General features: G+C 58.6%; 10 protein-coding genes. 4 read left to right on the top strand and 6 right to left on the bottom strand.

Going from position 1 to position 13,119, the window contains the following annotated elements:
* Positions 1-137: 137 nt before the first annotated feature.
* Positions 138-1,151, bottom strand: a complete 1,014-nt coding sequence (locus ACR0BA_RS09880; RefSeq protein ID WP_480727717.1) for a sulfotransferase — start codon at positions 1,149-1,151, stop codon at positions 138-140.
* A gap of 289 nt (positions 1,152-1,440) precedes the next feature.
* On the opposite strand from ACR0BA_RS09880, the gene ACR0BA_RS09875 reads away from it, so the two are divergent.
* Both ACR0BA_RS09875 and ACR0BA_RS09870 read left to right on the top strand, forming a co-directional pair.
* The gene (locus ACR0BA_RS09875) at positions 1,441-2,757 is read left to right on the top strand and encodes a lipopolysaccharide biosynthesis protein (protein WP_480727715.1); all 1,317 of its coding nucleotides are present in this window, start codon (positions 1,441-1,443) and stop codon (positions 2,755-2,757) included.
* Between the two features lie 64 nt (positions 2,758-2,821).
* Positions 2,822-3,982, top strand: a complete 1,161-nt coding sequence (locus tag ACR0BA_RS09870) for a glycosyltransferase (protein WP_480727713.1) — start codon at positions 2,822-2,824, stop codon at positions 3,980-3,982.
* 12 nt (positions 3,983-3,994) lie between these two features.
* Here the strand turns inward: ACR0BA_RS09870 and ACR0BA_RS09865 are convergent, their stop codons facing one another.
* Positions 3,995-5,572 (bottom strand): carbamoyltransferase C-terminal domain-containing protein, encoded by a 1,578-nt coding sequence (locus ACR0BA_RS09865; RefSeq protein ID WP_480727711.1) that lies wholly within the window; start codon positions 5,570-5,572, stop codon positions 3,995-3,997.
* A gap of 476 nt (positions 5,573-6,048) precedes the next feature.
* Between ACR0BA_RS09865 and ACR0BA_RS09860 the strand changes: the two genes are divergently transcribed.
* Both ACR0BA_RS09860 and ACR0BA_RS09855 read left to right on the top strand, forming a co-directional pair.
* Entirely contained in the window at positions 6,049-7,824 is a 1,776-nt protein-coding gene (locus ACR0BA_RS09860; RefSeq protein ID WP_480727709.1) for a carbamoyltransferase family protein, read from the top strand.
* Positions 7,821-8,684, top strand: a complete 864-nt coding sequence (locus ACR0BA_RS09855; RefSeq protein ID WP_480727707.1) for a polysaccharide deacetylase family protein — start codon at positions 7,821-7,823, stop codon at positions 8,682-8,684. The genes ACR0BA_RS09860 and ACR0BA_RS09855 overlap by 4 nt, the downstream gene beginning before the upstream one ends.
* A 50-nt stretch (positions 8,685-8,734) precedes the next feature.
* On the opposite strand, the gene ACR0BA_RS09850 is transcribed toward ACR0BA_RS09855, so the two are convergent.
* The 4 genes from ACR0BA_RS09850 to ACR0BA_RS09835 are packed head-to-tail and all read right to left on the bottom strand — an operon-like array spanning position 8,735 to position 12,958.
* Complete coding sequence (locus ACR0BA_RS09850) at positions 8,735-9,844, bottom strand: transporter substrate-binding domain-containing protein (protein WP_170365726.1); 1,110 nt, start codon at positions 9,842-9,844, stop codon at positions 8,735-8,737.
* 44 nt (positions 9,845-9,888) lie between these two features.
* Positions 9,889-11,139, bottom strand: coding sequence for a transporter substrate-binding domain-containing protein (locus ACR0BA_RS09845; protein WP_170359584.1), 1,251 nt, complete (start codon positions 11,137-11,139; stop codon positions 9,889-9,891).
* Positions 11,140-11,161: 22 nt separating this feature from the next.
* Positions 11,162-11,947, bottom strand: coding sequence for a PP2C family protein-serine/threonine phosphatase (locus ACR0BA_RS09840; protein ID WP_170439748.1), 786 nt, complete (start codon positions 11,945-11,947; stop codon positions 11,162-11,164).
* Positions 11,948-11,950: 3 nt separating this feature from the next.
* Positions 11,951-12,958 (bottom strand): FHA domain-containing protein, encoded by a 1,008-nt coding sequence (locus ACR0BA_RS09835; RefSeq protein WP_170529932.1) that lies wholly within the window; start codon positions 12,956-12,958, stop codon positions 11,951-11,953.
* Positions 12,959-13,119 lie beyond the last annotated feature (161 nt).

The raw sequence follows: 13,119 nt of genomic DNA, 5'->3' as shown, positions 1-13,119 counted from the left end.
AGGCCGCCTGAGACTGGCTAACCTTATTTCAACAACGAAATTCGACCGGTGGGGCCGTTGGCCCGACCACTCACTCGACAAATGACCAGCATATGGGGTGCTGGTCATTTTGTATTTTGGGGGCAGAAAAGCGCAGTTCAGTCTGTGCTTGTGGTCGAAGGCAGCTGATACCCGAACTGACCTAGATCGAGGCCAGTCAAGGATTGGAGTTCGGCGTTTGACTCAGCAAAGGCACCGTCAAATCGGGACTGAATTCTGCCGACCAGCCGGTCTTTGAGCATCTGATCCAACTTGCCGGGAAAGATGCGTCCGATCGGTCGGCTCAATTTTCCGAATCTGCGCGTTGCATTCGGAAATGGCAACAATGCGCCCTTGCTCAGTTGGTTGTCGCTGAGTGTGAAATTAACAAATCGCTGCAGAATCTGAAAACACTCCGATCTCTTCTCGTTAGTGACTTCAAATTCGCGCTTCTTGTGCTCGACGCCGACGAAATTGCACAGGGTTTCCACAAAAGAATCCGGCTCGGAAATGAACTGTTCGTAGGCCAATCCAAGCACACGATCCTTGCCGAACTTGTCCTGGTAGAACTTGAACAAGCGGTGGTACCGGTAGAACTCCTCCGAGAACATCGGCGCACGTCGCAGGTTCGGTTCAGGTTCGGACAGATATGTCTTGAGCGATCCGTGGCCGCCATCGGTGATGTACTGGCTGTACATCGACAGGATCGACGACAACTGCTCGCGGAATACGACCAAGATGTAGGCGTCGGGAAACGTGCGTTGCAGACGGTCGGCAATGATGGTGCTGTCGAACCCGCCGCTGGCCGGGTAACCAGAGAATCTCTCGTGAGAGAACACCGGAACCTGCCCGCTATCCTGCGATTTTTTCAGGAAACTCTCGTACATCTCGCGAGTTTCTGCGGGATCATAGGTCATCGGCTGCGGCAGTACGATCCGGTTTGAAAGAATGTATTTGCGATCGCCATGCGGAGTCGCGAACGGTGCGTCCGGCGCCGAGAACAGCTGCTGTTGCAGGGACGACGTAGCGGTTTTGTGATAGCCGATATGGACAAGAACGGGTGCACGGGTCATGACGGGGTATTCAACCTTCGGACCGGGTATTTTCAGTCTGGCTCCGGGCGCGGTCGGCATCCGACCCGGACCGGTTGGCACCCCGACAGGTGCTCCGAACAAGAATTGGTTTCTGTCGCAACTTCAAAAGCCCTTTCAACAATCAGTACTGGATTCAATCGGCAAACTGCGCTTTCGTAAAACGATATAATCCAAGACAACTAAATGATAGAAACGGAAACAACCGGAAACATGACTTAACCCGCCACAAATTTTGGAAACGTATTGAATTGTACCGAGTGCATGGGTGAATTGATGACCCGCTTCCTGAACGCCGCGTGGATAGTGCCGCGTGGTTTCGCGTGAACCGATGAGTGAGCCAAGCTCGAAGCCGCTGTTGAAGCGGCTGGCCAAGAACATGTCATGGATGTTCTTGTCGCAGATTTTGGTTGGTCTGTTCGGTTTGGCCAGCCTCATCTTTACGGCTCGCGCAATCGGGCCGGCTGCGGTTGGGATTCTGGCGCTGGTGGACGCGTACATTCAGGTGATGGACAGGTTGTTCCGGCTCGAGCCATGGCAGGCAACCATCAAGTACGGCAGCGAGGCTCTGATCGAAGAGGATCCGAACAGATTCCGACAATTGATCAAGATGTCTGTGGTGACCGATTGCCTTGGCGGGCTGCTGGCTGGTTCGGTGGCGATAATGCTGGCGCCAAAGCTTGCTCCGTTCATCGGGCTGTCTGAACCTGAAGGCGCGTCCTATATCACGCTTGTTGCCTTTGGGTTGTTTCTATCGCTCCGACCAACCGGCATTGGAGTTCTTCGAATTTTCGACCGGTTCGACGTGCTGGCGATCTCGGACATGGTAATCGCCGGCCTTCGGCTTGTCGGAGTCATCATCGCCTTTCTGCTGGACTTGGGGATCTGGGCATTTGTGGCTCTGTTGCTGATGCATCAGATCCTGACCGGGCTGGTTGCGTTCTTTCTGGCACTGACCGAATTGAAAAAACGCAACTTGCACAGGTTTTTGTCCCAGCCGCTGCGGCGGGCTTTTGCCCATAACCCCGGGTATCTGCGGTTCCTTTGGAATTCGAATTTCAACGTAATCCTGCGACAATCCACTCAGCGGCTGGACATACTTGTCGTCGGCGCCCTGCTGGACGTGACATCGGTGGGCTTCTATCAGGTGGGCAAGCGCATCATGGCCAATGTTGTTCGGATTGGCGGCCCCGTCAGGCAAGTCCTGTACCCCGAGATGACCCGCCTATGGGCCGTCGGCGATTTCGGCCGGTTCTGGCGTCTTGTACGGCTGGTGTCGCTCTCGGTTTGCGGGGTGTCGATCCTGGTCTCCATTCCGTTGGCGCTGAAGATGCCAGAGTTGGCCATTCTGCTGTTCGGGCCAGAGTTCCGTGGCGCAGCGCCCGTCATGACGATCTTGATGTATGCCGCGATCGTGTATCTGGGGGGCTTGGTGTTGAACCCCGCCTTGCTGAGCATGGGGCTGGACAGCGCGCTTGTGCGCACGACGATTGTTGCGACGGTGATCTTTACGGCCTCATTTCTGCCGTTGCTATATTGGATGGGGATCGAAGGCATTGCCTTGGCCCATTTGTTGTTCAATCTGGTCTGGACGGTGGGCTGCATATTCGCCATCCGGTCTTATCTGGCCAGAAAACACGAAACATGATGGGTTGGTGTTCTTCCTGCCCTGTCCCTTAATCCCTTAAGTAACGAGTATTTTGAGACCATCTATGCCAAGACGTATTCTATTTCCCTTCGAAGGTGACACCGTTATTGGCGGCAGTCACGTGTCAGCCTTGAAACTTGCGGCGGCGTTGGACCGGTCGAAATATGTGCCCCACATCCTCGTCCACTACGAGGCCGGCCCGGCGGCGGAGTATGCCCGATCGCTGGGACTTGACGTCGAAATCCTGCACGATCCCAGCCTGATGTCTCCGGGCGGGCTCAGCTATCCGCGCGACTGTGGTCCGGGGCGATACCTGACTTCCAGCGCATGGAGGCTGGCAAGTGTCCTAAAGCGCATCGATGCCGACATCGTTCACACAAACGAAGGTCGCATGCATGCCAACTGGGTGTTGCCGGCCCGCCTGGCGGGCAGGAAACACATCTGGCACCACCGGCAGGATCCGACCGCGTTCGGGATCAACAAGCTGGCGCCGCTATTTTCCGACCACATCATCAGCGTTTCGCATTTTTCGAAGCCCAGCAACCCGGTGCGGTCGGTCGACAAGAAGTTCACCGTGATCCGCAGCCCATTTGATTTCAACCCTGACCCACCGGATAGGTCCGAAGCCCGAGCAGCCGTAATCGCCGAGATGGGATTGCCCGATGACGCGCTGCTTCTCGGGTATTTCGGAAACTTCGTCACGCGCAAGCGTCCCGACCATTTTGTAAGGGTCATCGCGGCTGTGCAAAATGCGATGCCCGACACTCCGGTGCATGGTCTTCTGTTCGGCAGCGCGGCCGAGCGGGACGAACCGTTGCGCCAGACCTGCCTTCGCATCGCAAATGAGGCGGGGACCAGCGAGCATATCCATATGATGGGTTTCCGACAGCCGATCGATGGGTACATGGCTGCAATGGATGCCAATCTGGTGACCGCTCTGGACGAACCGTTTGGCCGTACGTTGATCGAAGCGATGTATTTGGGAACTCCAGTCATCGCGACCCGTCACGGCGGCAACATCGAAGCGATCACGGACTGGGAAACCGGTGTGCTGGTCGACCCCGACGACCCTCAGGCATTCGTGGAACCCGTGCGCAAGTTGCATCAGGACAGAGCGTTGTTCGAGAAGATTTCACAAGCGTCAAAGAATTATGCCCGTGCAAATTTCGGATTGGATATTCATGTGCACGGGGTTTGCGAGATCTATGATCGGTTGCTGGCTTGATAGCTTGTTCGGTCAACAACCCGGGTTGTCGAAAGTGTAATAAGTATTGCCCGCGACGAATCCATCCAACCCGACCTGGCGGGCGTAATGTGCCAGATCCCGGGTTGTATTAATGAAGCCGGAGTTCTTGAAATTGAGCGAGGTGTTGCAAAGCACGCCCACCCCCGACACCGCCTTGAACGCGGCCAGAAGGTCGTAAAAATAGGGGTTTTGGTTGCGGTTGACTGTCTGTACCCGCGCCGAACCGTCGACATGGGTTACTGCGGCCAGGTCCGGATTGGTAACGCGGTAAAAACCCATCATGTATGGCGAGGGCGCGCTGATGTCGAAGTGCAGTGCTGCATCCTCTTCCAGGCAAGACGGCGCCACTGGACTGTTGCTGGCCCGTCCCTTGATCCGGTTCAGTCGCGTACGTGTCTCCGGGGAAAATGGCGCGGCCAGGATCGACCGGTTTCCCAAAGCGCGCGGCCCAATCTCGCAATTACCGCGGGTCCAGCCAATGATCTTTCCGTCCAGCAGGTCTTTGGCGATCCTGTTGAGGTTCAGTTCAGTTGCGGTCATGCCCTGCGTATCGATGCGGTCGTCGCAGAAGGACTGGCCGGAATAGACCGACCATTCCAGTTTGGCTTGGCCGGTATAGTGGCGCATCGCGTCCACGGCGGTTCCGATAGCACATCCCGAGTCGCCGGTCGTCGGCGGAACGAAGACCTCGCGGAACAGCCCGCTTTGCTTCCACGCGGTGTTCCAGTGTCCATTCAGGCCACACCCGCCGGCGATCAGCAGCGGATGCTTTTCAGGCAGGTTCTGTTCCGCATAATCGCGAAACTTCTGGAATATCGCTTTGGACAGCTTGGTGGCCATGTTCTTCAACTTTTGGCTATCCGTTCCAATGTTGAAGAAAGGTGAGGTTACAAAATCGCTTTTGCGAAGTGCGTCGCCGCCCTGGTCCGAGGAAAGCAACCGGTTGATCAGTTCCGTCTCGTCCGCATCTGGTGGACCGTCTTCGCCAAATGCGCAGGCTGCCATCAGGCGGCCGGGATCCTGTGGCCGGGGTGATTTGCCCGTGACCGGAAAGTCGGGGTCGGCGAGGGAATTGAGAAACGCAAAGCGCGAGCCCGGTGCCGTCATCACCTGCCCTCGGTGATAAATTGTCAGGTCGCTGTCGATCTCGTAGAAATCTCCCAATGCGCCTTCCCACAGAAGCACAGAACAGGGTTCGCCCTGACGAAAGGGGGACATGGCATAGCTGCACCAGATATGCGCCCGTTCGTGAGTTGATGAGTAATAATCGACCGACTTTCCAAAAAAGGTTCGTTTGCCAACTGTTTCGGACCCCGCGCCGATGCCGAAGTATCCGGCCCCCGAAGTTGTAACGTGGTCGGCCCCGTTGCTTGACCACCCGCTGAGGGCCAGGACGTCCGGCAAATCCTTGAACCATAGACCCGCGTCAATGAACGTGTCGGGCGTAACGGGCGTATACCTTGGGAAACTGTTCTTTTCCGCCTCGTAGGAAAACAGCAGACGCCCGTCGGTGCTGTCGACACCCGCAACTGTGCCGTCATGTCCGGATTTGAAAGACAGGATTTTCATGAATAGCCCTTCCCTCGACAAGTCACGGTCCAAAGACCAGGTGCCTCGCAAACAGATGTGACAGTCCGTCGGGTCAAAAATGCCGGGGCGCTGACGGATCGAATTAACCGCAAATCCATTCCACGAATACCAAAACAAATGCCACGATTAAGCCTAGCAGAAGCTCGGTGTTTGGGGGAACCCAAGTTCGCAACCGGCTGCCGTCGGGCTTAACGCAGTGGCTATTCGTGAACGAAAGGGCACTTTTGGCGCGATTGTTCACTGGGTGGGTGTTGCGTACCCTGCGCAGTGCCCGGCACCAGACCTGTGCAACAGGCTGACAAGTCCGGTGAATCACACTTGCATGGCTTCCGGTTGGCCGGGAAAGGCTGAAAATTGATCGAGCGGCACCTTCATCCGGGTTGCACCTACCAGCCTCTGACCGTTAACGTGGCCGCGTTATCAGGCAAGTTTTTTGGCCAAGGGTGTTTTAGGTTATGTCAGTAATTTTGGGTTTGGCTACAATGAGCAACAGCGCTGCCGCGCTGTTCAAGGACGGCAAGCTGGTTGCCGCAATCGAAGAAGAGCGGCTGACGCGGGTCAAGAATGACGGGGCATTTCCCCATCAGGCGATCGCCGAAGTTCTGCGCATTGCCGGGCTGAAGTTCTCGGACATCGATGAGGTTGCGGTCTATTGGCAGCCCTGGCGTATGGTCGGCCGTGGAATGGGCACGATGCGCAAGATTTTGCAGCGACCCTCGGCCGCCAAAAGCGTAACGGCGCGGATCGGGGCACTGTTCGTGTCAGATGCCTCGTCGGAAGAGTCACAGGACAGCGGCTGGATGGACCTGTTCCGCATCCGCAAGATCCTGACGGCCGAGCATGGTCCGGCCGATTTCAAGTTGCACTACATCAACCACCATCTGACCCATCAATTGTACGCCGAAGCGATGCGTGACTGGGACAGCTTCGTTTCGCTGTCCTATGACGGTGGCGGCGAGGAAAGCTCGACCATCGTGTCAGTTGTGCGGAACGGCAAGCGGGAAGGTCTTGCGGATCATCGCTGGCCCAACTCGCTGGGTCATTTCTACTCGACCTTCACCGGTTTTCTTGGCTTCAAGATGCTCGAAGGTGAATACAAGATGATGGGCTTGGCGCCGTACGGCAAACCCATCTATCGCGACGCCATCCTGCGCGAAATTCTGATCCTGGACGATGACGGCGGCTACCGCGTGAACACCGCGCTGTGCGACTATCACTCAGCCCTGCGCGGCGAGTTCCATCCACGTATGGAAGAACTGTTCGGCACCCGGCGCGAGCCTGGCACCGCGCCGAACGAACGCCACGTGGACCTGGCGGCATCCGTGCAAGCCGCGTTCGAGGCAGCCCTGCACCATATTCTGGAGCCGGTCCGCAAAGCCAATCCGGACCTGCGCAAATTGGTAATTTCCGGCGGCTGCGCGTTGAATGTCACGGCGAATGGAACACTGATCGCGGACGGCACGTTTGACGAGGTCATCATTCCACCGGCCCCACATGATGCTGGCTGTGCAGTTGGCGCAGCGCTGGCCTGCATTCCGAGCGAGCAGGTCGATCTGCCCTCGGTCCGCAGCCCATATCAGGGTGCCGATTGGGCAGATGCCGACATCACCGCTGCCTTGGATCAGTATTGTGCGGAACCGCAGCAGGCCCTGCCTGTCGACCAGTTCCTGGACCGTGTGTCCGACCTGCTGGCCGAAGGCAAGATCATCGCCTGGTTCCAGGGGCGGGCAGAGTTTGGCCCGCGTGCTCTGGGTGCCCGATCCTTCCTTGCAGACCCACGCAAGGACAGCATTCGCGACGATCTGAACGTCAAGATCAAGAAACGCGAGCATTTCCGGCCCTTTGCGCCCAGCGTTGCGGAGGAGGCGGCCTCGACCTTTTTCGAGATTGATCAGACCAGCCCCTACATGAACATCGTTGCTCGTGTGCGTGACGATCGGGCGGCAGACATCCCGGCAATCACCCATACTGACCAGACGGCACGCGTACATACGGTGTCGCAATCGGCGAACCCGCTGTACCACGCCTTGTTGACCCGGTTCGGTGAAAAGACCGGAGTGCCCGTGTTGTTGAATACCTCGTTCAATATCCAGGAGCCCATCATCTATTCGCCTCTGGATGCTTGCGCGACATTTGCGGCATCGGGAGTGGATGCGTTGGTGATCGGTGACTACGTCGTACTGCGCGAAGCGCTGAAGGATGACAGCGCCCGGGCCCAAGCTGTCGCGTGACCCGACTGTTTATCAGCGTCGATTTCGAAGACTTTGCGCATGATCTGAAACGCCTTCTGGGGGTCTGGGAAACCGGACCCCTCAGAGTTGAAGAGCTGTGGCAAAGCTTCGAAACCATTGATGGCTTTCTTCGCTCACATGGCGGATCGACGGGTTGCGCCGCAACGTTCTTCTGCACGGGGGTCGTGGCACGCGACGCGCCTGATCTGGTGGCCGAAATCGCAAAGCGGGGCCACGAGGTTGCTTGCCACTACTATTTTCATGACAGCATGGACCTGCAGTCTGCGGAGACCATAGACCGTATGCTGGGTCAGGCGCGGCAAGCTTTGGAAGAGGCCGGGAACACCCCTGTTCGAGGGTTTCGCGCCCCGCGCTTTCGATTGAACCGCGCAACGCCTGAACAGTACCGCCTGATTGAACGTCATTTCGACTACGACTGTTCATCATTCTTCGCCTCGGAGCAGGAATGTGATCGGTTTTCGCAGGAAATGGGGCTGACCACGCTCCGGATCTTGCCGTTGTTCATGACGCCATTGGCGGGCAGGGGGCCCATGGTGCGTCTGGGAGGCAGCTATCTAAAGTTCATGACTTCGGATCTGGCGGGGACATTGATCGAACGGTCTGAACAGGCCGGCATCCCGCCGCAAGTCTATCTGCATCCCTACGAGATCGTGGAACCTCGGTCATTCATGGTTTCACGGGACCAACTCGTGGCCTTGGGAACTGCCAAAGCCGCTTACTGGGCGTTGCGGCAGTCTCAGTGGCTGAACTTTGGCGGCGCGCGACTTTTGCGCAAGGTCGAGGGTTTGATCCCCGCAGGCGGCCTTGCGGGTCGGCTGGATCACTTGGCCGGAGAATAAAAAAGGGGCCGGTCAGTCGACCAGCCCCAGTCATTCGCGGAACCGAGGGATCAGTTCGACGCGGCCATCAGTTTGTCGTTGTGCTCGCGCAGCGAGTCCGAAACGATCGCGTACCATTCGCCGGATTCACGCATTTCGTTCAGGCCCTTGTTCAGCATGGCCAGGTACTGCTTGCCGAACGGGTTCGAACGGTGCGCGATGAAACGCAGCGACGACAGCGAGGTCACGAAGGGGTTCTCGATCAGGTCGTTCTGGTTCAGGCCCATTTCAACCATGGTGTCCGAGAACAGCTGGACCTCGAAGGTTGCAACATCTGCAGTGCCGGTCAGCACGGCATCCAGACATTCCCGCGCGGTGATCGGCTGCATCAAGGTGATGGTGTCGCCATTGATCAGACCTTGCTGTTCCAGATCGTGGATGAACCAGCCGTCCATGCGGCAGATGGTCGACCCTTTCAGCTCGTCAAAGGTGGTCGCGTTGGCAAACTGGCTTTCGGGCAGGGTGTAGAAACCGACCACGATGTCATAGACTGGGACCGACGAGTCGAACTGCGTGCAGCGCACCTCGGTTTCCCAGGACCATTCGTAGCTGCGGTTGGTGCAGTCCGGCATGTTCCATGCCATCGACACGTCGAACGCGCCCAGCGGCAGCAGGGTTTCCAGGTGCGAATTCCAGTCGTCAACAAAGCTAACCGAATAGTCGCGGGCGTTGCCGCCCCGCTGCAACGAGGTGGTTGCCAGACGCGGGATGATGCCACCGCCATTCAGCGATTCATCTGCGAAGGGCGCCCAGCCGTTACCGGTGACCAGTTTGATCGGCGGCTCATAGACGCTCGAGCGTTTCACGCTTGCAGCGCGCTGTTCTTCCGCGGCGATGATTTCCTGCGCGCTGCGGCCATTCGGCAGGCTGCCGTCTTCACAGGGCAGGGCCAGAACGATGCCCGGCTCAAGCGAGTTCGGGTTGGTGATGACGTTGCGGTTTGCGTTGAAGATCGGCTGGTAGTTCGATGTGCCGTAGGCCGCGATGGCGATGGTTGCCATCGTGTCACCGTCCTGAACCGTATAGTTGGTACAGGCCTCCTGAGCGGCGGCGGCGCCGGCGCTGAGGGCGGTTGCTGCGGTGGCTGCCGCCACCAGTTTCTTCAGATTGATTTCAAACATGTCCACTTCCTCCAGACTTTTGTTTTGTCAGACCTTGCCGGCCCTTATCCGTTTTCCATTTGGTACCGCAGGGCGGTCGAGACGATGTCGCGCCATTCGCCCGATTGCTGCATGATCGCCAGACCCTGATTGAGCGTCTCGAGGATCGCTTCCCCATCCGGATTGTCCTTGTGGGTCATGACGTTGAGCGACTTGATCGCCGCCAGGTTGGGGTTTTCGATGATCTTGTGTTCGTAGCCCAGCCGACCGATGGCCTCGACGGCCAGATGCGCTTCGATGGCGACAAGGTCAGCCCGCCCGTCCATGACTGCGTGGAAACACTCGTCCGGATCGACGGGGCGCAAGATGGTGATCGCAGGCTCGTAAAGACCCACAGCGTCCATATGCGAGGTTGACCAGCCCTCGGGGCGGCAGATCGTGGTGCCGACGAATTCCGCGTAGCTGAGCGAGGTTTCGTAGCCTGAGCCATCCTTCGCGAAGAACGTATCGACCACTTCATAGAACGGGTTCGAGAAGTTGTAGGTCTCGCACCGGTTCCGGTCGCTTTCCGAAAGTGCCTCGGCTTCTTCGCAGTTTGGGCGCGACCAAGGGAACGTGGCATCAAAGGCCAGGGTGGGCATCAGTAGGTCCAGATGCGACGACCAGTCGTTCACGAACTGGATCTTGTAGGCCTGTTCCGGCGCCGCCCGCAGCATCGCGGTTTCGACTAGGTTCGTGTACAGACCGCGATTGGGCAGGGCTTCGTCGGTAAACGGCGCGTAGTTGCCCCCGGTGATCAGCAGCAACTGCCGGTCGCGGATCTCAGGGCGGGTGCCGTCACCGGCGTTGCGGATCAACGCGGCACCTTCCGCGCGGGCGGCCTCGATTTCCTTCTTCGCGGCTGCCTTGGCTTCGATGACGGCCTTGTCGCTGGCCTGCTGGGCCTCCGCAACGCGGGCTTCGGCCTCGGCGATGGCCTTGGCGGCACGTTCTTCCGCGGCCTTGACCAGTTCGGCTGCCATCTCGGCGGCCATGCGCTCGGCCTCGGTTTCCGGTTCAGGCGCGGCGCGGCCGACATCCTCGAGGCAGGGGAAGGTCAGAACGTCGCCGACGCGGATGATGTTGGGGTTGGACCCGATCGTGTCGCGGTTGGCGTCGTAGATGATGCGATAGTCTTCGGTCGCATAGACCTTGATGGCCAGTTCACGCAGGCTGTCGCCGCGCTGGATCTCGTAGGTCGAGCATGCCTCTTGCGCCGAGGCTGCCCCCGTGGCTGCCGCCAGGGCAATGCTGGATATGATCAGGTGTGTTCTCATGGGTCCTGTTGCTTTGCTTTTGTTATTGTCGGGCCGTTTTGATGACGGCGATTGAAATGTTGTCCTGATCCGGATCACCCTTGGCGATCAGTGCCTTGAGGAGGCTGTCCGCGATGTCCTGGGAGAGGGCCGAAGCGTTGTCCTGAAGGATGGACTGGATGTCGTGGTTGCCCAGATACTGCAGCCCGTCACTGCCGAGGATGAGGATGTCATCGGTCGTCAGTTCCAGCGCGTCTTCGGGGCAGTCGACCTTGGGGATCGCCGCGCCCATGATGACCGAGGTCAGCTGGTTGCGGTCGGGATGGGACTGCGCTTCGGCTTCGGACAGCTCCCCTCGGGTCACCTGTGCGTCGATGACGGGCGCCATCGAGTGATCTTCGTTGATCTGGGACAGCACGCCGTCGCGGAACAGGTACAAAGGGCTGTCGCCGATCGAGATCCAGAACACTTTGTTGCCCAGCAGCAGAACTCCCAGCAGGGTCGAGCCCATGTTGAAGCCTTGTTGCTGGTCGTCGCCATATCCTGCTACGGCCGCGTTGGCTTGCATTGCGGCCATGGGCAGCGCATCCAGCAGCGTATTCTCGGTCAATTCCGGAGTCTCTAGAACTGCGTCGAGCACTTCGCACCAAGACTTGACCACCAGATCCGAGGCCACTTCGCCCGCGGCGTGACCGCCCATCCCGTCTGCCACCACGACATAACCGGCGTTGGCGGCATCAAAGACCCGCGAGGCAACCGCGTCTTCCTGCGTGTCGCGCTGACCCTGATCCAGGATCAGTGCAATGTCATATGCCGGAGTAGCCAGCATCCGTTATGCGTCCCGCCAGTCGAAGTTTTCGTCACAGAAGGCCACGAACCGCAGCGATGTTTCGCTGATGCGGATCAGGTCGCCGCTGGACAGCGGCACGGTGCTGAGGACGGGTTTGCCGTTCAGGCGCACAAGGTTTGCCTTGCCGCCATGGCCCAGATAGCATTTGCGGTCTTCGGGGTCATAAGCAATGACGGCGTGGTTCGACCGTGAAATCCCGGTGTCGCCAAAATCCAATTGGATCGCCTGGTCATCGTTGCGGCCAATCTGCATAAGCCCTTCGGTCAGCGTGATGCTGGACCCCCGCCCGGGGCCACTGGTTACTGCCAGCCAACCGACCGGGAATGTCGCGCCTGCGGTTTCGGTCTTGGCCACCGGCTCGGCTGTTTCGATCAGTTCCTGCACATGTGTGTCAGGGCGCTCGAACCCGAGGAAGGTGGTCTTGACGCGCGACCGACGATCCGAGGCCGGCGCTTCGGCGGCTTCCGGGGCGGCTTCGGGTTCTTCGGGCTCGGTGGCCACAGGTTCGGCATCTGCCGCTGCTTCGTCCGGGGCAGTTTCGATTGCAATGGGTTCCGGCAACTCGAACGGGGTCGGCGCCGAGGCCTCTTCCTCTTGGACTTCCTCCAGATCGGGTTCGGCAGTTTCGGCCATGACCGACTGGATGGTCTCTTCTTCTTCGGTTGCCGCAACGTGCAGCGTCACGACCTGTTCGGCTTCTTCCGGCGCTTCAGGCGCGGCTTCGGCTGTTTCTTCGCTTTCTGTTGCCTCTTCCACCGTCTGTTCGGTCTCGGCGAAATCGGGCATCTTCTCTTCAGGGATCAGCTCGTCGGTTTCCTCGTAGCTGTCCGTGCTCAGGTTTCCACCAGCCAGAGCCTGGCGCAGTGCATTGAAGTCCGCAATCGGCTCGGCCTTGTCGGTCGTTTCGACTTCGGGTTCCGACCCTTCGGCTTCTTTGGCTTTGCCGGCACCCTCGAGAAGCCGGCTGAGTGGGCTTTTGTATTTGAACATGGTGTCGACACCTTTTGACTACTTGCACGGGCTTAGGTGACCCGTGGGGCTGCTACGAACCTCTGCGCATGGCGCAGCGGCACTGATGAAGTTGGAAACCTGAAACACTCTTACCTTCCGCGGTGGGCCGGTCCCCACCAGGAGGGCCAAAACGCGGCATC

This window comes from Ruegeria sp. CI5, assembly GCF_056536885.1.
Note: the sequence above shows the minus strand (reverse complement) of the source record. Positions and strands in the feature narration are given on the sequence as shown.